General features: G+C 66.3%; 19 protein-coding genes. 10 read left to right on the top strand and 9 right to left on the bottom strand.

The window, feature by feature from the left end; genetic code table 11:
• Positions 1 to 70: 70 nt before the first annotated feature.
• The 5 genes from AB0J95_RS20620 (at position 71) to AB0J95_RS20600 (ending at position 6617) form a co-directional block, all read left to right on the top strand.
• On the top strand, positions 71 to 1546 hold the full coding sequence (locus tag AB0J95_RS20620; RefSeq protein WP_364759750.1) for a methyltransferase: 1476 nt from the start codon (positions 71 to 73) through the stop codon (positions 1544 to 1546).
• Entirely contained in the window at positions 1543 to 1968 is a 426-nt protein-coding gene (gene dtd, locus AB0J95_RS20615; RefSeq protein ID WP_364759747.1) for a D-aminoacyl-tRNA deacylase, read from the top strand. The genes AB0J95_RS20620 and dtd overlap by 4 nt, the downstream gene beginning before the upstream one ends.
• A 251-nt stretch (positions 1969 to 2219) precedes the next feature.
• Positions 2220 to 3200, top strand: coding sequence for a sigma-70 family RNA polymerase sigma factor (locus AB0J95_RS20610; RefSeq protein WP_364759744.1), 981 nt, complete (start codon positions 2220 to 2222; stop codon positions 3198 to 3200).
• Between the two features lie 810 nt (positions 3201 to 4010).
• Complete coding sequence (locus AB0J95_RS20605) at positions 4011 to 5699, top strand: fumarate hydratase (RefSeq protein WP_364759741.1); 1689 nt, start codon at positions 4011 to 4013, stop codon at positions 5697 to 5699.
• A gap of 6 nt (positions 5700 to 5705) precedes the next feature.
• A complete protein-coding gene (locus tag AB0J95_RS20600; protein ID WP_364760000.1) occupies positions 5706 to 6617 on the top strand; it encodes an aminoglycoside phosphotransferase family protein in 912 nt (303 codons plus the stop codon).
• A gap of 255 nt (positions 6618 to 6872) precedes the next feature.
• Here AB0J95_RS20600 and AB0J95_RS20595 read toward each other — a convergent pair whose 3' ends face one another.
• Positions 6873 to 7115: a hypothetical protein gene (locus tag AB0J95_RS20595; protein WP_364759738.1), complete on the bottom strand. Its 243-nt coding sequence runs from the start codon at positions 7113 to 7115 to the stop codon at positions 6873 to 6875.
• Between the two features lie 358 nt (positions 7116 to 7473).
• Here AB0J95_RS20595 and AB0J95_RS20590 point away from each other — a divergent pair, with 358 nt between their 5' ends.
• Positions 7474 to 8652, top strand: coding sequence for a DUF222 domain-containing protein (locus tag AB0J95_RS20590; protein ID WP_364759736.1), 1179 nt, complete (start codon positions 7474 to 7476; stop codon positions 8650 to 8652).
• A 62-nt stretch (positions 8653 to 8714) separates the two neighbouring features.
• On the opposite strand, the gene AB0J95_RS20585 is transcribed toward AB0J95_RS20590, so the two are convergent.
• The 6 genes from AB0J95_RS20585 to AB0J95_RS20560 are packed head-to-tail and all read right to left on the bottom strand — an operon-like array spanning position 8715 to position 15200.
• On the bottom strand, positions 8715 to 9851 hold the full coding sequence (locus AB0J95_RS20585; protein WP_364759733.1) for a hypothetical protein: 1137 nt from the start codon (positions 9849 to 9851) through the stop codon (positions 8715 to 8717).
• Positions 9848 to 11107: a glucarate dehydratase family protein gene (locus tag AB0J95_RS20580; protein WP_364759997.1), complete on the bottom strand. Its 1260-nt coding sequence runs from the start codon at positions 11105 to 11107 to the stop codon at positions 9848 to 9850. The genes AB0J95_RS20585 and AB0J95_RS20580 overlap by 4 nt, the downstream gene beginning before the upstream one ends.
• Positions 11108 to 11124: 17 nt before the next feature.
• The gene (locus AB0J95_RS20575) at positions 11125 to 12030 is read right to left on the bottom strand and encodes a 5-dehydro-4-deoxyglucarate dehydratase (protein ID WP_364759730.1); all 906 of its coding nucleotides are present in this window, start codon (positions 12028 to 12030) and stop codon (positions 11125 to 11127) included.
• Positions 12031 to 12055: 25 nt separating this feature from the next.
• Positions 12056 to 12943 (bottom strand): carbohydrate ABC transporter permease, encoded by an 888-nt coding sequence (locus AB0J95_RS20570; RefSeq protein ID WP_364759727.1) that lies wholly within the window; start codon positions 12941 to 12943, stop codon positions 12056 to 12058.
• Entirely contained in the window at positions 12940 to 13836 is an 897-nt protein-coding gene (locus AB0J95_RS20565; RefSeq protein ID WP_364759724.1) for a sugar ABC transporter permease, read from the bottom strand. The genes AB0J95_RS20570 and AB0J95_RS20565 overlap by 4 nt, the downstream gene beginning before the upstream one ends.
• 59 nt (positions 13837 to 13895) lie before the next feature.
• Positions 13896 to 15200 carry a sugar ABC transporter substrate-binding protein gene (locus AB0J95_RS20560; RefSeq protein ID WP_364759722.1) on the bottom strand — a complete coding sequence of 435 codons (1305 nt, stop codon included), beginning with the start codon at positions 15198 to 15200 and terminating at the stop codon, positions 13896 to 13898.
• Between the two features lie 190 nt (positions 15201 to 15390).
• Here AB0J95_RS20560 and AB0J95_RS20555 point away from each other — a divergent pair, with 190 nt between their 5' ends.
• From AB0J95_RS20555 to AB0J95_RS20540, 4 genes are all read left to right on the top strand, one after another.
• Complete coding sequence (locus tag AB0J95_RS20555; RefSeq protein WP_364759720.1) at positions 15391 to 16167, top strand: IclR family transcriptional regulator; 777 nt, start codon at positions 15391 to 15393, stop codon at positions 16165 to 16167.
• Between the two features lie 128 nt (positions 16168 to 16295).
• The gene (locus AB0J95_RS20550; RefSeq protein ID WP_364759717.1) at positions 16296 to 17129 is read left to right on the top strand and encodes an NAD(P)-dependent oxidoreductase; all 834 of its coding nucleotides are present in this window, start codon (positions 16296 to 16298) and stop codon (positions 17127 to 17129) included.
• Entirely contained in the window at positions 17126 to 18631 is a 1506-nt protein-coding gene (locus tag AB0J95_RS20545) for an aldehyde dehydrogenase (NADP(+)) (RefSeq protein ID WP_364759714.1), read from the top strand. The genes AB0J95_RS20550 and AB0J95_RS20545 overlap by 4 nt, the downstream gene beginning before the upstream one ends.
• A gap of 22 nt (positions 18632 to 18653) precedes the next feature.
• Positions 18654 to 19490: a hypothetical protein gene (locus tag AB0J95_RS20540; protein WP_364759712.1), complete on the top strand. Its 837-nt coding sequence runs from the start codon at positions 18654 to 18656 to the stop codon at positions 19488 to 19490.
• A gap of 488 nt (positions 19491 to 19978) precedes the next feature.
• On the opposite strand, the gene AB0J95_RS20535 is transcribed toward AB0J95_RS20540, so the two are convergent.
• Together AB0J95_RS20535 and AB0J95_RS20530 are read right to left on the bottom strand one after the other, a co-directional pair.
• The gene (locus AB0J95_RS20535; protein ID WP_364759709.1) at positions 19979 to 21469 is read right to left on the bottom strand and encodes a HAMP domain-containing sensor histidine kinase; all 1491 of its coding nucleotides are present in this window, start codon (positions 21467 to 21469) and stop codon (positions 19979 to 19981) included.
• A complete protein-coding gene (locus AB0J95_RS20530; RefSeq protein WP_364759706.1) occupies positions 21469 to 22194 on the bottom strand; it encodes a response regulator transcription factor in 726 nt (241 codons plus the stop codon). The genes AB0J95_RS20535 and AB0J95_RS20530 overlap by 1 nt, the downstream gene beginning before the upstream one ends.
• Positions 22195 to 22434: the final 240 nt, after the last annotated feature.

Below are 22434 nucleotides of genomic sequence, written 5' to 3'. Positions count from 1 at the left end.
CCTCCACTCGTCCATCCTCTCACGCCGAACCCGAGAGGACAGCATGCCCTGACCATGGAAGTATTCGGCCGTGGCCGATGATCTCTCGCCGGATTTCTGCGCCGAACTCAGGGACGCCTTCGAGCGCGCCGGCTACGACGCCGACGGCGTGCTGCGCCTGCTAGGCGAATCAGCGCACGCGGCGCTGGGCCGTGGCGAACCGGAACCCGCGCGCCGCGCCGCACGGGACAGCGGCCCGTTGGGCACCCTCGTCCGGCTGTTCCTGACCGGAGACGAACTGCCCGAACGGGAAGTGCGAATGGCCCTCCCGTGGCCGCAGTCCGTCGCGACCGGACTGGTCCACTCCGACGGCGACCGGGTGCGAGCGGGCCTGGACGTCCGGCCGTACGCAGACGACCAGGGCTCATGGTGGGTGTTCGCCGATCTGGACTCGGACCACCTCGGCAGTGAGGTGCCCGCGGACCACGTCCTGGGCATCGGGCACGCCTCGTTGAGCCTGGCCAGGGCCACAATTCGGCGTCCGGCCGAAAAGCTCCTCGACCTCGGAACCGGCTCGGGCGTGCAGGCGCTGCACGCGAGCCGGCACGCCTCGCACATCACCGCGACCGACCTTTCGGCTCGTGCGCTCGCGCTCGCCTCGGCCACGTTCAACATCAACCGGCTCGACGTGGAGACCGTGCGCGGTTCGTGGTTCGACCCCGTGGCCGGACGCCGGTTCGACCAGGTGGTGTGCAACCCGCCGTTCGTGGTCGGCCCGTCGCGCGTTGACTACGTTTATCGCGATTCCGGACTTGCCGGGGACGACGCGAGCGCTCTGGTCGTCGGTGCGCTTCCGGAATACCTGACTCCCGGCGGCGTGGGCCAATTGCTGGCGTCGTGGCTGCATCTTCCGGGACAGGACTGGACCGAGCGAGTTTCCTCGTGGCTGCCCGGAGGCGTGGACGCCTGGTTCGTGCAACGTGACATCGCCGAACCGGACCTCTACGTGGGGACGTGGCTGAAAGACGCCGGCATCGACCCGCGCTCCGCTGAGGGGTCCGCGCGCGCGTCCGCGTGGCTGGACTGGTTCGCGGAGAACAAGGTGCTGGGCGTCGGATTCGGGTTCGTCACGATCCGGCGCACCGACGGCGAACCCCGGATCGTGTGCGAGGACCTGCGGCACGCGTTCGACGATCCGCTTGGGCCGGAGGCGGCCGGCTGGCTGGACCGGATCGACTGGCTGCGCGCACATTCGTCTCCGGACGCCTTGCTGAGCGCCCGGCTGAAAGTGGCCGATTCCATTGTGCTGGAGGAGGTTTCCGGACCGGGCGACGAAGGGTGGGAGCCCATCGTGCGGCGCCTGCACCGGACGGACGGGCCGGGTTGGCAGCACGAGGTGGACGAGCTTGTCCGGGCTCTGCTCGCCGGATGTCGCGGTCTGCTCCCATTGGGCGACCTGTTGGACTTGCTCGCCGCGGCTCATGGTGTTCCCACCGACGCGCTCGTGGTCGCCGCACTGCCGTTGGTCGACCAATTGGTCCGCCACGGCATGCTGGAACCCGTATGAGAGCAGTAGTCGCCCGTGTCACTGGCGCGAGTGTGACTGTGGACGGTCGCGTCACCGGCGCGATCAAAGAACCGGGGCTGTTGGTATTACTCGGTATTCACACAACTGATACGCCCGAAAAGGCGGATCTGATGGCACGGAAACTGTACGAACTCCGGATTCTGAGGGATGAGGAGTCGTGTGCGACTGCCGGGGCGCCTCTGCTTGTGGTGAGCCAGTTCACCCTCTACGGGGAAACCCGTAAGGGTCGGCGCCCTTCTTGGATCCACGCCGCTCGCCCGGAACAGGCCGAGCCCCTCGTCGAGGCCGTCGTAGCGGCCCTGCGCAGCCGCGGCGCACATGTGGAAACCGGGGAATTCGGCGCGATGATGTCAGTCGCGAGCGTCAATGACGGCCCGTTCACGGTGCTCGTCGAAATCTGAGGACCTTCTCAGCTGCGGACACTGTGGACAGTGCGTGACCGGACATCCCGGTCTCTCAGGAAAACCTCAGGCTTGGGCACGCAACCGTGTCTCGAGTTGTGACGTCATCAAGTTGGGAAAGCGGGAACGAATCTCGACTCGGACACGTTTTCCCAAGTGTCCAACCAACGGGCTACGAGGTCCCAGCGGGACCGTGGGTCGCGTGGGTGCGACGCGACTACTGCCAGCCCGAGACAGGGGGAGGGAGTCCGATGACCGTCCCGCAGGCTGTGGACCACGAGGTCCCTGAAGTCACCATGGAACTGGATCTGGACGCACAGGGGCCGGCGGCGGACCTGGTCCGCGTCTACCTCAACGGAATCGGCAAGACGGCACTGCTGACGGCCGCTGAGGAGGTCGAGCTCGCCAAGCGGATCGAGGCCGGGGTGTTCGCCCAGCACATGCTGGACACGAGCCCTCAGCTCGCGCCGCAGCGCAAGCTCGAACTGAAGTCACTCATCGCCGACGGGCACGTGGCCAAGAACCACCTGCTGGAGGCGAACCTGCGCCTGGTCGTGTCATTGGCCAAGCGCTACACCGGCCGCGGGATGCCGTTGCTCGACCTGATCCAGGAGGGCAACCTGGGGTTGATCCGCGCGGTGGAGAAGTTCGACTACACCAAGGGCTTCAAGTTCTCCACGTACGCGACGTGGTGGATCCGCCAGGCCATCACGCGGGGGATGGCCGACCAGGGCCGCACCATCCGGCTGCCCGTTCACCTGGTCGAGCAGGTGAACAAGCTGGCCCGGATCAAGCGGGACCTGCACCAGCAGCTCGGGCGCGAGGCCACGACGGACGAGCTCGCCAAGGAGTCCGGACTGAGCGCGAACAAGGTCGCCGACCTGCTCGACCACGCCCGTGACCCGGTCAGCCTGGACATGCCGGTGGGGGCCGAGGAGGACGCCCCGCTGGGCGACTTCATCGAGGACTCCGAGGCGACCGACGCCGAGGGTGCGGTGATTTCCGGCCTGCTGCAGGACGACCTCCGTCGGGTCCTGGCGACGCTGGATGAGCGTGAACAGCACGTGATCCGGTTGCGCTACGGAATCGACGACGGTCAGCCGCGCACGCTGGACCAGATCGGCAAGCGGTTCGGCCTGTCCCGTGAACGCGTGCGGCAGATCGAGCGCGAGGTCATGTCCAAGCTGCGGCAGGGCGAGCGGGCCGAGAAGCTCCGCGCCTACGCCAGTTAGAACCGTGACACAAGCCACATAGTCACCCCCAGTCGTGACGCCGGTCACAATTCTGGAGGCGCAACGGAACCTACGCGGCGCGCACAGTCGAGGACGGTGTGTAGTCGCACTCCTCGGGAGGTCGCGGCGGTCGGGGGCTGGCGCGGCCTTCCGCAATACTCCGCACGTCACGGGTGATGGGATCACAGGGGTGCGATTCCCATCACCCCGTGACGGGCGGTCCAACTTCTGCACAAGTTGCGGATGTGGGGGACACACGGATAGTCGCTCGGCACCGCACGGGAAACCCAGGCGCACGGCGGCGCACCCACGGCGCCCCTACTCGTCATCGCGGTCAACCGCCTGTCTTGCACAGGTTTGCCGAACCCCGCATGAGAGCCTTAGTCCACGCATGCGGATGTCTTCCCAGCTACGCGTCGGCTCACACACCCGCGTGTGAGCCTCGAGAACGTTGTTCGCATTGCGACTGAACTCGCTTGGCGCGGTCTTTCGTCCGACGCACATCTCCCGCTAGCGGCCTTCACGTTCATCACGAATTCGACCTGAGCCATCAGGTTCTTTGGTCGGCGCAAGCGACAAACAATGCCCTGCGGCAACACCAGACCAGCCCATCTTCAGACTGCTTATGCACCCAGGTCTTCAACCGCGCAACCACAGCCCGCGACGTCCGTACGAACCACTGTTCGACGCCCCTTCGCGCTCACAGGACGCCAGTGAGGTCTGCAGACAGCGGCGCCCTGAATCGCTCCTGTGACCCACTCAACGCGGCGCCGCATCTGACGGTTCCCAGCGTGTTCGGTAACGTCACGGATGTTCCCGACCGCGCGCAAAGGAGCCCGCGTGACCACCACCGCTTTCCAGCACACCGACGTGCTCCCCCTCGCCCCGGACAACCAGACCGAGTACCGGTTGGTCACTCCGGACGGCACGCGCGTGATCGAGGCAGCCGGCCGCCGGTTCCTCGAAGTCGACCCGGCAGTGCTGACCCTGCTCGCCCGGGAGGCGATCAAGGACATCCAGCACCTGCTCCGGCCGTCGCACCTGGCCCAGTTGCGAGCGATCGTCGACGACCCGGAGGCTTCCGCGAACGACCGGTTCGTCGCGATGGACCTCCTGCGCAACGCGTGCATCTCGGCCGGTGGCGTATTGCCGATGTGCCAGGACACCGGAACCGCCATTGTGATCGGCAAGCGCACCGAGGGCGTGCTGACCGGCGGCACGGACGAGGAAGCCCTGTCACTCGGCATCTTCGAGGCGTACCAGCAGCTCAACCTGCGCTACTCGCAGATGGCGCCCGTGACGTTCTGGGACGAACGCAACACGGGTACAAACCTGCCCGCGCAGATCGAACTCTACAACGCGCCGGGCACAGACCCTCGCTACGACTTCCTTTTCATGGCCAAGGGCGGCGGCAGCGCCAACAAGACCTTCCTGTACCAGGAGACCAAAGCGGTCCTGAACCCCAGCCGCCTGGCCAAGTTCCTCGACGAGAAGCTGCGCAGCCTCGGCACCGCTGCCTGCCCGCCCTATCACCTCGCGATCGTCGTCGGTGGCCTGTCTGCCGAACACAACCTCAAGGTCGCCAAGCTCGCCTCGGCCCGCTACCTGGACCACTTGCCGCTGGAGGGATCCGCGCTCGGACATGGCTTCCGGGATGTCGACCTCGAGCAGCAGGTTCTGGAGATGACCCGTCAGTTCGGCATCGGTGCCCAGTTCGGTGGAAAGTACTTCTGCCACGACGTCCGGGTCATTCGCCTGCCACGCCACGGCGCCTCCTGCCCAGTCGGTGTCGCTGTGTCTTGCTCAGCCGACCGCCAGGCCAAAGCCAAGATCACCGCGGACGGTGTCTTCATCGAGCAGCTGGAACGCGACCCCGCGCACTTCCTGCCTGATGTGCAGGGTGAGGATCTGTCCGAAGAGGTCGTCCGGATCGACCTGACCCGCCCGATGGCCGAGATCCGTTCGACACTTTCCGCGTTGCCGGTGAAAACCCGCCTGTCACTGACCGGCCCGCTCGTGGTCGCCCGGGACATCGCGCACGCAAAAATCAAGGAACGCCTCGACGCCGGCGAGCCCATGCCCCAGTACCTCCGCGACCACCCGGTGTACTACGCAGGCCCCGCCAAGACGCCGGAGGGATATGCGTCCGGTTCGTTCGGCCCCACCACAGCCGGCCGGATGGACTCCTATGTGGAACAGTTCCAGGCCGCCGGCGGCTCACTTGTCATGCTCGCCAAGGGAAACAGGTCCCGCCAGGTCACGGACGCCTGCCAGACACACGGCGGCTTCTATCTCGGCTCGATCGGTGGTCCGGCTGCCCGCCTGGCTCAGGACTGCATCCGGAAGGTCGATGTTCTGGAGTACCCAGAGCTCGGCATGGAGGCCGTGTGGAAGATCGAGGTCGAGGACTTCCCCGCTTTCATCGTGGTCGACGACAAGGGCAACGACTTCTTCGCCGAGACATCGGCGCCCACCTTGCAGATCTCGTTCCGTAGGTAGACGCAGCTGATCCGGATACCTGAAGCGCTGTCGGCATCTCTGCGCAAGTACGAACCTGAGATCAGCACAGCGTGGCTCGAAGCGTTACCCACGTTAGCGAACACTTACCTCGAGCGCTGGCATCTCCGGTTGGACGGAGAGCCAGCGCACGGGGTGGTGGCGCTTGTTCTGCCGGTGACCAAATCGGACGGTCAGCGCGCTGCCCTGAAGCTGCAGCCGGTGTCGGCCGAGACAATCGACGAGCCTGTAGCTCTCCGCCAGTGGAACGGCAACGGCGCCGTCCTTCTTCTTGAACACGATCCCGAGACCGGGACGATGCTGTTGGAACGGCTGCGCGCCGATCGTTCACTTTCGACGATGCGAGATGAGATAGCCGCGGTCCGGATTCTTTCCGAACTCATGGCCAGACTCGTCACTCAACAAGCCCCAGAAGGCATGCGCCGCCTGGCGGACATCGCCGAAGCCATGGTCGAACGGACACCCCGGGTTGCATCAGCGCTGCCTGATCCCGACGATCGCCGCCTTCTTCACACCTGTGCGGCAGCTGTTCGCGAACTACTCCCCGAAGCAGGCGATCGGTTGCTGCACTGGGATCTGCACTACGACAACATTCTCACGGGCGACCGTGAACCATGGCTCGCCATCGACCCGAAGCCTCTAGCAGGCGACCCAGCGTTCGAACTCCTGCCCGCACTCGTCAACCGATGGGACGACGTCGTGGCATCCGGCGACGTTCGCCGTGGCATCCTTCGCCGATTCGACGCGATGACGGAGATCCTCGGCCTGGACCGGCAACGAGCAACCGGCTGGACACTCGGACGAGTCCTGCAGAACTGCTTGTGGGTCATTACCGACCATGAGCCTGCCCTCCCACCGGAGCAGACCGCGATCGCCCACACCCTTCTGTCTCGTACCTGATCGGTAGCACCACGCTTCCAGCGCCCACCAAGGCCTCCCCGCCGATGTCCAGACACCAACCAGGCTCGTGCACAACAGAAGGAAGACACAAGCGACTGCTCACAGGTTCAGCTTGGCACCGGCCCGACCGAACGTCGGCAACTGTCGCGCGTCCTTCACCCGAACGTGTGGACGCCGAGGCGGAATCTCAACGTAGAAAGCAGTTGCGCCGAAGTGGGAAGCCCGACCGGCGGGGCAGACCGGCCGGGCGCGCTCTTAGACGGTGCGTTTCTGGTAGACCAATGCGACCGGGCGGTCGGCAAGCGGCGCATTGAGTGTCACCGTGAACGAGGGGTACCGGATGTCCATCGTGCACATCTGTTCCTTGGCCGGGCTGGTCTCGACCATGTTCAGCACGACGTGCTGCTCGTTCTGCTCGGCGATTTCCACGCTTGCCTTGCTACAGCCGCCTTCCTGGGCGACCAGCCCGATTCTGGAGCCATCACCCTCGGTCCACACCTTCCGCGGGTACCCCTCGGGAAGCTGAGAAGCATCGACTTTCGCCACGAGTTTGGCCCCGGCAGGCGCCTCGCCTGGCGTCTGCGGCTCCGAACTCGGGTCAGCGGTGGAGATTTCCGGTGGGTTCGATCCCGAGCCGGGATCGGCGGTGGCACCACACGCGACGGCGCTCAACGCGAGAAGGACCCCGGCTCCAAGGGCGGCTAGGCGTCTCATGTAGCAGAGACGGGAGCAGTCCGCCCTGAGGTTGCATGCACCGTCGGCAAAACAAGTTCTCGACCTTGATGTGCGCGAAACAGAGGTACCCGGACGGGTGAAACACCTGCCCAACCAGGCAGAACATCGATAAAGTGAACTCATGTTCGATACCGCGAAACCCCATCGGCCCGATCCCCATGCGGCCATTCCCATACCCGAGATGACCGCGACACAGTGTCTGGAGGTGATCACCCATGCCCAGGAGGTGAAGTCCCACTACGACGCTCGAGAAGCGCAGGCGCTGGCCCGGTTCGCCGAGTTGCGCCAGCCCACTCAGCGCGGTTCGGAACTCGCCGAGGGTGCCAGGGACGAGGTGGCCATGGAACTCGGCGTCTCGCCACATACGGCAGCGGCGAAAATCCTTCAGGCCCGCAGCCTCGTCACAAGGCTACCGGCAACGATAACAGCCCTGTCCGACGGAAAAATCGACTACAAGCGCGCCATGTCCATGAACGACCTGACCGATGTGTTGTCCAATGAGGATGCCCAGGAGGTTGAGCAGCGGGTCCTGGCCGGCGGCAGACGGCCCAACCCCACCAAGTTCCGCGATGCCGTCAGGTACCAGGTGCTGAAGGCCGACCCCGAGGGCGCGGAACGCCGACGTGCGGAAGCACGCCTGAACCGTGGTGTGACCTCGGCTCCGGGCAACGACAGCATCAGCCGGCTGACCGCTCGGCTCACAGCCGAGGAGTGCGCCGCCGCCCATCAGCGCATCACCTTGCTCGCGCAGCGGGCGAAGACTCCCGACAAGACGATGGCCGAGTGCCGCGCGGACGTGCTGATGGACCTGATCATGGGGCAGGACAGCGAGCGGGTCGACGTTCAGGTCCACGTGACCGTGCCGATGACGACGTTGATGGGGTTGAACGATCACCCCGGTGAGATCTCCGGATATGGCCCGATCACCGCGGACCACGCCCGGGAGCTTGCAAGGAACGCGACCTGGCGCAGGGTGATCACCGACCCCACTGGACTGATCCTGGAGACAAGCCCACGCCGGTATCCCTCCCCCACCCTGGCGAACCACGTCGGCGGATCGAACGGCCGGTGTCGTCTGACGGGATGCACTGCTCCTGTCGAGGATTCCAGGCTTCCCTCGCCGGGTGGTGCCATTGCTCCAGGGACAGTTCACCCAGAACGGAGGCTATGCCGGTTCCACAAAGCGGTAAGTTCTGGCATCAGCGCGGAAGCGTCCGCGGCAAACCTGGCCGGTTCGGCTGCCACTGATTCGCCAGCCTTCGCCACGATTCCGGAGCAGCGCAATGTACCTCCGTACTGAGCCGGCAACCAGCAGGCTCTCCCCCGCCAATACAGGATTGACGGGGGACGCTCCGAGCCGCATCAGCCCTGGCGCAAGCCTGCTACTGCTTGGCGAATCGCCTCGAGCCGGGCCGGGGAGGCCAAACCCGCGTGGTAGAGGTGGAACTCCTCCACGCCCTCCTCAGCGAGAGCACGCATCTCCGCGAGCATGGCCGCACCGTCCACCGGCTTGGGAGGCAGCGCCAACACATACCCGGCGATCCTGGTTTCCGGCGCGAGCTTCCGCAGTGCCCGGATGTTCGGCGTGCTCGCTTCCGCTCCAGGCCAGCACATAGCAACCAGCGCGTCCACGTCCGCGCCAACTTCGGGTGCCACCGTGGCGAAGGGACCGGTCCCCCACGGGTCGGAGGTCGCGTGCACTATCACCCTGGTTTCGGGCGCCAGTTCACGGATCCGGCCGACCAGCAGCCTGCGCAGGTTACCCGCGATGCCAGTGCGCACTGCGAAAACCGCATCGGCCAGCGGTCCCAGAACCGACTCGACATCGACTGGCTCCGACTCGTCGACCGCGGCCCGAACGCGGGAGCGAAGCTCGGCCGCATCTGGATACTGTCCAACACATCCAGCACAGAAGCAGAGCGAAAGGAGTTTCTGGCGGACCACATCCCAGTCGCTGCCGTCAGTCTTCTCGTGGTGCCCGCCATGCACGAAACCGAGCGGCCCGCACGCCTCCAGCACGACACCGTCCGGCTGGCCGAGCTCGACGATCTCCTCGACGAGCGTCTTGCAGTACTCCACAACGTCCGCATTGGACGGGCAGAGGGCATACGGGTAGCGGTCGCCGAATGCGTTCATCACTGCAAGGTCGGGGTGTTCATCTCCCAACCGGCTCGAGTGAGTGAGGACAGTCCACGCGTACACCGGGAGTCCGGCGTCACGAAGCGCGTCACGGGCGGTCAGGTAGGACGACTCGTCGACCCATGATGGCTCGGCGGGCCGCAACCGCTTGCCCTGCCAGGTTTCTTCGCGGACGGGAAGGTAGAACGCCGCATGGCGGGCGTCGATCAGCCGGTGGCCGGGATGAGAAGGCGTGGCGGCACGGACTGTGTGGTACGAGGCCGCCAAGGCGACTGCGTCCACGCCAAGTCCTGCGATGCGTGCTGCCGCGTCCGGATCTCCGACGACATCCCACGGATAGACGTGGGCGACCGTGTTCACCACCGCGGACGCTTCCTCTCGTAGGTCGGGTCGAACTTCTTCATGTAGCCGGTGTCGTCGCGCTGAACGATGCCGCAAGTCCGGTAGTTCTCAGCCAACCGGGCCAGGACGTCGCGGTCGAGTTCGATGCCCAGGCCAGGTCCGGTCGGGACCGCGATCGAACCGTCCACGAAGGACAAGACGCCAGGCGCCACGACGTCGTCTGCGGCGTTCCAGGGGTAGTGGGTGTCACAGGCGTAGGTGAGGTTCGGTGTGGCAGCGGCCAGATGCGTCATCGCAGCGAGGCTGATGCCCAGGTGCGAGTTGGAGTGCATGGACAGGCCGATGCCGAAGGTCTCGCAGATTGCCGCGAGGTTGGCTGACCTTCGGAGACCACCCCAGTAGTGGTGGTCGGAGAGGATGACCTGCACGGCGTTCACCGCGACCGACGGGGCGAGGTGCTCGAAGGAGACCACGCACATGTTGGTGGCCAACGGCATCGGGGCCTTGGCTGCGACCTGGGACATCCCGGCGATCTCGGGGGTGGGGTCCTCCAGGTACTCCACGATGCCGTCGAGGGCCTCGGCGACCTCAAGGGACGTTTCGACCGTCCACGCCGCGTTGGGGTCGAGGCGCAGCGGGGTGTCGGGGAAGGCTTCGCGGAGTGCGCGGATCGCCTCGATCTCTTGCTTGGGCGGGAAAACACCCCCCTTGAGCTTGATCGAACCGAAGCCGTACTCGTTGATCAGCATCCGTGCCTGTGCGACGACGCCGTCCGGATCGATCGCCTCGCCCCACTGGTCCGGCTCCGCGCCAGGGTGGCCGGCCCACTTGTAGAAGAGGTAGGCGCTGTAGGGCACGGTGTCGCGGACGGCTCCCCCGAGGAGGTCGACCACAGGACGGCCGGTGGCCTTTCCTTGAATGTCAAGGCAGGCGACCTCGAATGGGGAGTACACGCGGTCGATGGTGCCGGGTGCGGAGATCTTTCCCGTGAGGCCGTGCTTGTCGTCGCCGGATTGGCCACCGAGGGCTGCCGCCACGCGCTGATGCATGGGGCCGGTGGCAAAGGCGTCCAGGCCGATCAGAGCCGGGGCGACGCTGCGCAACCGTTCGAGGTGGCCGATGTCGCCGTAGGTCTCGCCGAGGCCGGAGATGCCGTCCTCGGTGTGCACCTCGACGATCGTGCGCAGCGCCCAGGGTTCGTGGACCCCGGCCGAGTTCAGCAGAGGCGGGTCGCGGAAGGCGATGGGGGTCAGGACGATGTCAATGATCTTCAGTCCAGGAGTCTTCACAATCAGGCCTCCAGGGCGGCACGGCCGGCCGCGATGATCCGGTCCAGCTCGGCCAGGTGCTCGGGGGTTGGGTCGATGAGCGGCGGGCGGACTCCGCCGACGTCGAGGCCGGATCGGACGACGGCCGCCTTGACCAGCGAGACCGCGTAGCCGGGGACCTTGTCGCGCAGTTCGACCAGCGGCAGGTAGAAGTCCGTGAGCAGCCGGTTGACCAGTGCCGTGTCGTTGGCCTGCACCGCGTTGTAGAACCCGAGGGAGATGTCCGGGGCGAAGCAGAACACCGCCGAGGAGTAGAGTTCGACGCCGATGCCGCGGTAGGCCGGGACGGTCAGCTCCGCGGTCGGGAGACCGTTGAAGAACTGGAACGGCTTGTCCACTTTGGACCGGATCGCCAGCACGATGCGCTGCATCTGGTCGATGTCGCCCAGGCCGTCCTTTAGGCCGATCACCTTGGGCAGCTGGGCGATCTGGATCGCCGAGTCGGGGGTGAGCACCGCGTTGTTGCGCTGGTAGACGATCACCGGCAGGTCAGTCGCCGCGGTCACCTCCTCGACGAACCGCACCAGGCCGGATCCCGGTGAGGAGACCAGATATGGCGGCAGCAGAAGCAGACCGTCGGCACCGGCGCGTTCGGCGGCCTCGGCGAACCGCTTGGTGACCGGCAGCGCTCCACCGGCACCCGCGAAAACGGGCACGCGGCCGGCGGTCGCCTCGACGCTCACCCTGACGACGCGCTCGAACTCGTCGACGTCGAGCGCGTTGAACTCTCCGGTACCGCACGCCACGAAGACCCCGCCCGGCCCGGCGGCCACGCCGTGCTTGATGTGCTCGGCGAGCACATCCTCGGCCACCGCGCCGACGGAGTCGAAGGGAGTCACCGGGAAGAACAGCACTCCATCCAGTTGCATACCTGACCTCAATCTTGACCGGCGATCAACCCTTGACCGCGCCTGTGGTTATCCCACGCAGGAACGACTTCTGCAGTGACAGGTACACGAGCAGGCTGGGCAGCAGTGCGAGCAAAGCCCCCGCCAGCACGATGCCCGGCCCCACCTCGAAATCCGACCGTAGATCCGCCAGAGCGACGGTCAGCGTGTAGTCGGACGGGTCGTTGGCCACGATCCGGGGTAGCAGGTACTGGTCCCAGATCATGTTGAACCCGAACACCGCGATCACGGCGAGCGCGGGTCGGCAGAGCGGCAGGATGATCCGCGCGAAGATGCGCAGCTCCCCAGCACCGTCCACCTTGGCCGCCTCCTCCAGCTCCACCGGGATCTCACGCATGAACTCGGTCATCACGAAGATGGAGAAACCCCAGGCGCCCAAAGGAAGGATCACTCCCAGTAGGGTCCCCCGGAGGTTCCAGTGCACCACCGGAAGATCGCCGACGATCAGCGACAGCGGGATCGCGATGACCTCTTCCGGGAGCATCATGGTGGTCAGGATCAGCAGCAGGATGATCGCCTGACCACGGAACTTCTTGCGTGCCATCGCATACGCGGCGAACACGCTCACGAGCAGCTGCAGCAGCAACGCCCCGCCGGCGATGAACAGCGAGTTGGCGAAGTAGCCCCAGATGTTCTTGTGGCTGCCCTCCTCGAAGTTGATCGTCGTGGGGTGGTGCGGGATCACCGAGAACTGGGTTGGGTCGCGGTTGACGTCGAAGGCGCCCGAGAACACGGTGATCAGCGGACCGGTGAACAATAGGACCGCCAGCACGCACAACAGGATGCGAACACCGCGGCTCAGCCACGCGTTGCGGTCGGTCGACCAGCCGAGCGCGGTGTCCAGCCTGGTCGACACCTTGGCAGCGCGACTCATCTCGCCTCCCTCGCCCGGCGCCACACCTGCACTATCACCGTCAGCACGAATGTGACCAGGAACAGCATGACCGAAGCGGCCGCGGCCACGCCAATGTCGTTCTTCTCGAAGCCTCGCGAGAACACCGTGGTCATCCACACGGAGGTCGCACCGGCCGGGCCTCCGCCGGTCAGCACGTAGACTTCGGTGAAAACACGAAGACCACGGATCGCCGCCAGGGTCAGCAGGATCGTCACAACCGGCCGCAGCGCCGGAAGCGTCACGTACCACAGCCGTTGGAACACGTTCGTACCGTCGATCGCGGCCGCCTCGTACTGCTCGCGGTCGATTCCGGCCAGGCCCGCGAGGATCAGGACCATGTCGTAGGGCGCGTGTTTCCAGATCCCGACGAGCATGACCGACCACAGCGCGGTGTCCGGGTGGTCCAGGAACGTCGAGGGACCCACGCCGATCCACGACAGCACCTCGTTGGCGAAACCGTTGGGCGCCGGGAACAGCAGGACGCGCCAGATCTCACCGATCACGGCGGTCGCGGCCACCACGGGCAGGAACACCGCGGACCGCACGAACCACAACGACTTCGCCTGGCCCTCGAGCAACAGTGCCAGGCAGAAACCGACGATCATCGAGCCGAACGTCGTCCCCGCCGCCAGGACCGCCGTGTGCACGGCCGCGTCCTGGAACGCCGAGTCGTCGAGCACTGATGTGTAGTTGTCCATCCCGACGAACAAGTCGCCGAGGAACGGCTGCACCTTGTACAGGCTCAGCCGGATTCCCTCCGCCATCGGGATGAACTTGAAGTAGAGGAAGAACAACAGCGCGGGCGCAAGGAACAGCCATGGGATCGCGGAACGCGTCCACCGGCGGGGCTTGCGCCGCCCCGCCGTTGACACACCGCCATCCCGGGCGGTGTGTGTCACACCCGGGACGGCGGTGGCTTCACGGGCAGCTGTCACTGCGCGATGCCCTGAGTTCCGAGTTCCTTCTTCAGATCACCAGCCAGCCGGGTCAGCTCGGTCTTGGTGTCGGTGCCGCAGGTGAGGATCTTGCTCAGCGACTCCGAGGTCTTCTGGCGGAACGGCTGGAAGTTCGGCACGCCCGGGAACGGCCGGCCGCTGGTCTCGTAGACCTTCGCGGTGGTCTCCCAGCGGTCGTCCTTGAGGACGTCCTTGACGTTCACCGTCTTGTTCACCGGCAGGCGGACCACGGGGGTCTCGCCGGACTGCACCGTCATGCCCATCTTCTGGACGTTCGCGGTCAGCATGAACTCCGCCAGCTTCTTCTGACCGGCCGGGTTCGGCGAGCCGGCCATCAGGTACAGGTCGTCGCCCTCACCCAGGACGGTGTCGCCCTTGGGGCCCTTGGGAGACGGAATGACTTCGTACTTGTCCTTGCCCAGGTTCTTGTCGAACCGGCTGAACAGGTACGGGCCGGTCAGGTAGATGCCGGCCTTGCCGGTCTCGAACAGCGGGTGTGCGTCGTTAGTGCTCAGCGTGAGCGCGTTCGGGTTCATCACCTTGCTGTCGCAGAACAGGCCACGCAGCCACTCGACGGACGAGACGCTGTCCGGCGAGTCGATCGCCACGTTGAACTTGCCGTTTCCGGCGTCGGTCAGGACGTCGCCGCCGCCCTGCCACAGGTAACTCGTCGCCCACCACAGCGTGTACCCGCGGTCGGTCGTCGCCGGGGCGAGCATGCCGTAGGTGTCGGCCTTGCCGTTGCCGTCCGGGTCCTGGGTGGTGAAGGCCTTGGCCAGGTCGGCCAGTTCCTCCCAGGTGGTCGGCACGGGCTTGCCCAGCTTCTCCCGCCAGTCCTTGCGGATCAGCGTGACCATGGCCTGGGTCGACCACGGGATGGCGTGGTACTTGCCGTCCGCGGTCTTGGCGTTGCCCCAGGCGCGGTCGGTGACGTCGCCGGCACCGGCGAGCGAGTTGCGGTCCACCTCGGGGACCAGGCCTTGCTGGGTGAACACGCCGAGCGAACCGGTATCGGTCACGACGGCGTCGGGCAGGTCCTTCGCGGACGCGCGCTGCTGGATCTGCTTGTCGAAGTCGTTGAAGACCGGCTTGTAGTCGATCTTGATCCCGGTCTGCTTGGTGAACTCGGCGAAGATCCTGGTGTAAACCTTTGCAGAGGCCTCCGTGCTGCGGGTCCAGACCTCGAGCGGGGCGTTCGGGTCGCCCTGTGGCGCGGAGGAGGACGTCGAGGTTCCACATCCGGTCAACGTGGCCACGGCGAGCGTGGCGACGGACAGCAAGGACGTGATTGACCTGCGAGATAAGCGCGAGACTGCGGTGTCCGGCATGGGACCACTCCAGCTACTGGTGGTGGCAACATTTCACATATGCGAAGTTGGGTCGTACTTGTGAACCTGCAGCCGGACTGTAAGAATCGGCAGGACTACTGTCAAGGACGCGTGACGGGGTTGTTGCCAAAGGAGGACGCACGTGGCGGTGGAACAAGCCCGGCCCACGGCCGTGAAATCGGCCGACCGGACCGTGGAACTGCTGGAGGCGTTGGCGTCCTCGGAACGCAGGCTGACCCTGACCGAGCTGCACCACACGCTGAGCTATCCGAAGTCGAGCCTGTACATGCTGCTGCAGACGCTCGTGGCCCGCGGCTGGGTCGAGGTCGAGCCGGCCAGCGGCACGTACGGCATCGGTGTGCGGGCCCTGCTCGTCGGTACGTCCTATTTGGACCACGACCCGGTGGTCCAGGTGGCGATCAGGGTGATGGAGCACGTCCGCCGCGAGGTGAACGAGACGGTCCACCTGGCCCGCCTCGATGGGGCTGACGTCGTGTACCTGGCCAGCCGGGAGTCCGAACACCACCTCCGGGTGGTCTCCCGCGTGGGCAGGAGGCTGCCGGCGCACTCCACCTCCCTCGGCAAGGCGTTGCTGGCGGAACGACCGGCGGCGGAGGTCGAGTCCATCTTGCCAGAAAAGCTGGTCCCGTTGACCCCGAACACCGTGGTCGACCGGGCCGCGCTGCACGAACAGCTGGCCCGCTTCCGGGTCGCCGGCTACGCGAACGAACGCGAGGAGAACACGCCCGGTCTCGGGTGTTTCGCCGTCGCGCTGCCGTACCGCAACCCGGTGATCGACGCGATCAGTTGTTCCGTCCCGCTGGGCCGGCTCGACGCCGACCACGAGAACCAGGTCGTCACCGCGCTGCTCGAAGGCGCCAAGACGATCACCGAGCTGCTCCGGCAGTTCGGCCGCTGACACCCAGTTCACGTTCAGCCCGAAACCACGTCCGACCTGCACCGGAACGCCAGAAACACCGCCGTTGGGCGCGCCGCCGCTCCCGACGAGCATTCCCGCTCGAGCACGAACCGAAGGGGAACACGAAAGTGACCGAACGCATCCTGATCACCGGAGCGGCGGGGGGAGTCGGGACGCTGATGCGGCCGCGGCTGGCCGCCGACGATCGGATCCTGAGGCTGCTGGACATCGCCGAGTTGCCGGCGGCAGGCGACGGGGAACGGGTGGAGATCGTCCAGACGTCGATCACCGACATGGCCGCCATGGAGCAGGCGTGTGAGGGCGTCTCGGCGGTGGTCCACCTGGGCGGGCACAGCCTGGAACAGGTCTGGTCGCAGATCCTCGAGGTGAACATCAACGGCACGTACACCGTGCTGGAGGCCGCCCGCCGGCAAGGGATCAAACGCGTGGTGCTGGCCAGCTCCAACCACGCGGTCGGGTTCTTCCAGAAGGCCGAGGGTGAGGCGGGCGACTACCTGTTCCCGCGGCCGGACACGAACTACGGCGTGAGCAAGGTGGCGGTCGAGGCGCTGGGCAGCCTGTTCGCCGACCGGTACGGCATGGACGTCATCTGTGTGCGGATCGGCTCGTGCTTCGAACGGCCCAAGGACACGCGGATGCTCTCAACGTGGCTGTCCCCCGACGACGGCGCCCGGCTGTTCGAGGCGTGCCTGACCACGCCTGCGCCGGGATTCCGCGTCGTGTGGGGAATCTCGGACAACACCCGGCGGTGGTTCTCCCTGGATGAGGCCCGCAAGCTCGGGTACGAGTCGAAGGACGACTCGGAGGTCTACGCGGACGAGGTGATCGCCGCGCACGGCGAACCCGATCCCAGTTCACTGGCCCAGAGCTACCTCGGTGGCGTCTGGGTCGGGCCGGACTTCGACACGGCCATCAAGGAAGCGAAGGAGGCAGGTCGGTGAGTGTGCAGGGCTACAACCCGAGGACGGGCGAGCCGTTCGGCGAACCGGTCGAGGCGACCTCGGACGGCGAGGTGGACCGGCTCTGCGAAGCGGCGGCGGGGGCATTTCAGATCTGGTCCGAATGGACCGCGGCCGACCGCGCGACCGTTCTGGACCTGGTCGCCGACCGGCTGGACGACGAGTCCGAACTGCTCATCAGCACCGCCGACAGCGAGACCGCGCTCGGCCTTCCGCGGCTGACCACCGAGCTCAAGCGCACCACGAACCAGCTTCGGCTTTTCGCTGAAGTCCTGCGTGAGGGCAGCTACGTCGAGGCGATGCTGGACTCGCCGAACCCGGACATCATCCCGCCGCGGCCGGATCTGCGGCGCGTGCTGCGGCCGATGGGCGTCATCGCGGTGTACTCCGCGAGCAACTTCCCGTTCGCGCTGTCCACGGTCGGCTCGGACACCGCGTCCGCGCTCGCCGCGGGATGCGCGGTCGTGGTGAAGGCGCACTCGGCGCACCCGAACACTTCGCGTGAGACCGGCCGGGTCGTCACCGCCGCGTTGAAGGAAGGCGGCGCGCCGGACGGGTTGTTCTCCGTCATCTACGGCACGCAGTCCGGTGTCCGGCTCGTTCAGCACCCACACGTCAAGGCCGCCGGGTTCACCGGTTCCGTCGGTGGCGGGCGGGCGCTGTACGACCTCGCGAACTCGCGGCCGGACCCGATCCCGTTCTACGGCGAACTCGGCAGCATCAACCCGACCGTGATCCTGCCGGCCGCCGCGGCGGACCGGCCGGAGGAGATCGCGAAGGGCTTCGCCCAGTCGGTGACCATGGGTGTCGGGCAGTTCTGCACCAATCCCGGGCTTGTCTTCGCGCCGGAGTCGATCGTCGAGCCACTGGCCGCCGCCGTCGCCGACTCGACCGGCGGGGCGATGCTGAACGAGCGCATGTGCCACTCGTACCGGTCCACTGTGGAGGCCATGGCCAACAGCGACCTGGTACAGGTCGTGGCGACGGGGACTGCGCCGGACGAGGCGTGGGCGGGGACACCGAGCCTGTTCAAGGTGTCGCTGGACGTTTTCGTGGCGAATCTGGAAAAGCTGACCGAGGAGAACTTCGGTCCGGCCGGTCTGGTCGTGACGTACGACGACCCGGAAACCTTGCTGGCGCTGCTTCACCGTTTGCCTGGAACGTTGACCGGCACTGTGCACGCCTCGGATTCCGAGCACGAGCTCGCCGGGCGAGTGGCCGCGGAACTCCGCAAGATCGCCGGACGGTTGATCTACAACGGCTGGCCGACCGGGATCGCGTTGGCCTGGGCGATGCAGCACGGCGGTCCGTGGCCGGCGACCACGAACACGATCCACACGTCGATCGGTGTGCCGGGGATCTACCGTTGGCTCGCTCCGGTCGCCTACCAGACGTGGCCGGACGCCCTGCTGCCACCGGAGCTGCAGGACGCCAACCCGTTGGGGATCACACGGCGGCGCGACGGAATCCTGGGTAAGCACTGACGTCGGCTGGTTGGATCGGGGTATGGCTTTTTCCTTATCCCGCAGGACGCTGCTCGGCGCGGGCACCGCATTCGGTGTCACCGCGTTGAGCGGCGGCGAGGCGTCGGCGGACGAACTCAGCCCCGATCCGTATCTGCCCACAGCCCCGCACGTGATCGAGGCGGAGCAGTTCGCGAATTACCTGAACCTGCCGGAATGCCCACGTACCAACAACAACTACAAGGACGACGGCACGCCGAACATCCTTACGTGGGGCACTCCGGGCCAGCCGTCGACCTGGTTCAACCAGAGTCAGTGCGCATCGTTCCTCACCGGACTCCTGCGCCACACCTACCCGGCCGTGGCGACCGAGGAGTACTACCGAACGTACTTCGGCTCGGTCAGTCCGAACGCGCGCGACTATCGCCGGGTGTTCGCCGGTCCGGCCGTTCCGCATTGGACGCCGATCACGAAAGTCACCGATCTGCGGGCCGGTGACCTCATCGCGATCGACTACCAGAACAACCAGCCAACGCAGACCGGGCACATCGTCATGGTGCGGCGCATCAAGGGCACGTACGTCGCGCCGAGTCCCACGCTGAACTTCCCCGGCGAGATCCAGTACGCCATCGAGATCATCGACTGCACATCCGATCCGCATGGCGTGCTCGGCGTCGGCAACTACTACGTGTACCCCGACATCCGGCTGATCGACGGCGTCAACGACCGCGAAGGCGTCGGATTCGGGCACATGATGTTCTACGCGTCGACATCCACTGGGGTCTTTTCACGCTATCGCTGGAGTGTGAACTCCTCGTCGGCGAACACCTACACGGTCGCGCAACGGCCGATCGCCGCCGCCCGCTTCAGCCCTGCCTGATCCGGCGACCTGAATGTCCGGCCGATCCGCAGGACCGCAGGCTGTTCCGGACTGTTCGTGAACTGGCGTGAATCTGGGGAGACGATCTGGGGTTAGCGGTTGGCCGTGGCGGGCCGGATTGAACGAGCCCCGGGCTTCTTCGGGGGCCAGTTCGAACCTGACCGGGCCCTTTCAGGCCGGGACCGAACTGGTCGGGCCGCATGGCGAGTGTGTTCGTCGTGCGGCCCGAGCCGGGCTGATGGCCACGCGCCCGAGCTGAAACTGTGAACTCGACTCACCACGTCCGCAGCGTGCACTGATGCGCGCCCACCACCTACAGGTGGCCGGGCAAGTCGAGCACGGGCTGTGGACGGCACGATCCGCGCCGAGGCTGGCGTAGCTGTGTCTGCAACAGGCTGGATCGAGAAGCGTTTTCTGGGCGGGTACGCCGTGCTGGTCAAGGTCCGGTTGGGGGACGGACATTCGGTTTCCTCAGGCGTTTACCGCAGTCATGGCAGGAACACGGTGAAACGGGCGCCTTGTCCGGGCTCGGTCCGAAGTTCAACGCGACCGCCGTGGGCTTCGAGGATCGCAGCGGTAATTGCGAGGCCGAGGCCTGTTCCGCCGCGGCGGCGGGATCGGGCCGAGTCCACGCGGTAGAACCGGTCGAAGATGTTGGGTGCGGCCTCCAGGGGCACGCCTGGGCCTTCGTCGATGACTTCGAGAACGACGCGGGCGTAGGAGTCGATTACGCCCGCCACGGCGACCGGAGGTCCGTCCAGTCGGGCTGGGCCACCGACGACCACGTGGACGGGGCTGTCCGGCGGCGTGTGGATCATGGCGTTGTTGATCAGGTTGGTGATCACCTGGCGCATCCGGTGCTCGTCGACGGTCACGCGTACCTGGGTTTCGGGTTTTCGCAGTTCGACCGGACGGTCTGGGTCGCGGACACGGGCGTCGTGCACCGCGTCCTCGACGAGCAACCGCAGGTCCAGGTCGGCGAGGTCCAGTGCGCGTTCCTGGTCCAGGCGCGCCAGCAGGAGCATGTCCTCGACGAGCAGGCCCATCCGGATCGCCTCGTCCTCGATGCGGGACATCAGCTTGTCGACATCCTCCCGTTCGGGCGCTCCGCCGCGGCGGTGGAGTTCAGCGAAACCGCGAATCGAGGTCAACGGGGTACGCAGCTCGTGGGACGCGTCGGCGACGAAACGGCGGAGGCGCGCCTCGGACTGCTGACGTTGCCGCAGCGCCGAGGAAAGACGGCCGACCATGGTGTTCAGGACGCCGCCGAGCCGGCCCACCTCGGTCCGGGGGTCGGCCTCGATCCGCAGGTCCAGGTGGCCGCTCGCGATCCCTCCCGCGGTGTGCTCGATCCTGGTGAGCGGCCGGAGGCCCAGCCGTACCACCCAGAACCCGATGGCACCGAGCGCCGCCAACGCCGCGACACCGACCAGCACCTCAATCCACACCAGACGTGAAACGGTCTCCTGGACCGTCTCCAGCGACTGGGCAACGGCGACGAGCACGACCTGGCCGTCAGCCTGCGACGACTGGCGCTGGATCACCCGCACGCGCCACGACGCTTTGCCTTCCTTGTCGTCCACGGTGAAGGCGTGTTGAGGCAGCTGCGAAAACGTCTCCTCGTTCACCGGCGGCAGAATCGGCCCGACGGTGGCGCTGATGTTGGCACTGTGATCGGGGTTCGGTTCGCCGTCCGGGTAGAATTCCTGGATCGCGAAATCCGTCGGCAGGTCCTGGCCGTTGCGGCCGCCCAGGCGGGGCGGTGGCGGCAACTGTCCCCTGAAGATACGTGGACCGATCCGGCGGCTCTGCTCGTCGAGTTGCTGGTCGACCCGGGCGATCATCGACTGCCGGATCAGCAGCACGCTGGCCACGCCGAACACCGCGAGTCCGGTGGTGGCGAGCAACAGCAGGGCGACGACGATGCGCGTCCGCAGCGTCCACGGGCGGCGGCGCTTCGCGGAGGCGGGCGGCACCATCAGCCGGTCCGCTCGTCACGGGGCAACCGGAGCGAGTACCCAACACCGCGGATGGTGTGGATGAGCGCGGGCTCGACCGAGTCGATCTTGCGGCGCAGGTAGCTGATGTACGACTCGACGATCCGGCCGTCGCCGCCGAAGTCGTAGTTCCACACCCGGTCGAGAATCTGCGGTTTGCTGACCACGCGCTCGGCATTGACCATCAGATACCGCAGCAGGTTGAACTCGGTCGGGGACAGCTGGATCAGCCGGCCCGCGCGGTAGACCTCATGGGCGTCCTCATCGAGGACGAGGTCGGCATACCGGAACGTGCCGTCGTCGCGGGCGGGTTCCCCGACGCTGCCGTTGGTCCGGCGGAGGATGGCACGCAGCCGCAGTACGACCTCCTCCAAGCTGAACGGCTTGGTGACGTAGTCGTCGCCACCTGCCGTCAGGCCCGCGATCCGGTCCTCCACGGCGTCCCTGGCGGTCAGGAACAGCACCGGCAGCCGTTCGTGTGTGGCACGAAGACTCCGGGCCAGCGTGAAGCCGTCGCAGTCGGGCAGCATCACGTCGAGCACCACGATGTCCGGCCGGACACGGCGCGCTGTGGCCAGTGCTTCGGCCCCGCAGTCCGCCGCGTGCACGACGAAACCGCTGAGCCGGAGCGCCGCCGACAGCAGTTCCAGGATGTTCGGTTCGTCATCAACCACGAGAACGCTTGCTTCCGAGCCACGCTGGTCCACCTGACCAGCGTCGACGAAAAACCTGGGAAGTTACTGGGAACACGCTGAGACCATCGCGTGGACCGACAGGTTCACCCACAAGTGTATCCGCAGAGTGCCTACTCGTTTACTGTGAGCAGCAAGTGTCAGGTCCTATGCCCTACGTCGCGCGGTTCTCGGACACACCGCCGAGACCACCTTCGAACCCAACCGGAGTTTGCCTCACCCCGCGCGGAGGCCTGGGTCTTCGGATGGAGCGGG

The organism is Actinocrispum sp. NPDC049592, assembly GCF_040675465.1.
Lineage (GTDB): Bacteria > Actinomycetota > Actinomycetes > Mycobacteriales > Pseudonocardiaceae > Kibdelosporangium.
This window is presented reverse-complemented; position numbering and strand designations above follow the sequence as displayed.

What these genes read in the sequence shown, in the direction of transcription:
- dtd (WP_364759747.1), top strand. Translation starts at nt 1,543, where the DNA reads ATGAGAGCAGTAGTCGCCCGTGTCACTGGCGCGAGTGTGACTGTGGAC.
- AB0J95_RS20610 (WP_364759744.1), top strand. Translation starts at nt 2,220, where the DNA reads ATGACCGTCCCGCAGGCTGTGGACCACGAGGTCCCTGAAGTCACCATG.
- AB0J95_RS20605 (WP_364759741.1), top strand. Translation starts at nt 4,011, where the DNA reads ATGTTCCCGACCGCGCGCAAAGGAGCCCGCGTGACCACCACCGCTTTC.
- AB0J95_RS20590 (WP_364759736.1), top strand. Translation starts at nt 7,474, where the DNA reads ATGTTCGATACCGCGAAACCCCATCGGCCCGATCCCCATGCGGCCATT.
- AB0J95_RS20575 (WP_364759730.1), bottom strand. Translation starts at nt 12,030, where the DNA reads ATGCAACTGGATGGAGTGCTGTTCTTCCCGGTGACTCCCTTCGACTCC.
- AB0J95_RS20570 (WP_364759727.1), bottom strand. Translation starts at nt 12,943, where the DNA reads ATGAGTCGCGCTGCCAAGGTGTCGACCAGGCTGGACACCGCGCTCGGC.
- AB0J95_RS20540 (WP_364759712.1), top strand. Translation starts at nt 18,654, where the DNA reads ATGGCTTTTTCCTTATCCCGCAGGACGCTGCTCGGCGCGGGCACCGCA.
- AB0J95_RS20535 (WP_364759709.1), bottom strand. Translation starts at nt 21,469, where the DNA reads ATGGTGCCGCCCGCCTCCGCGAAGCGCCGCCGCCCGTGGACGCTGCGG.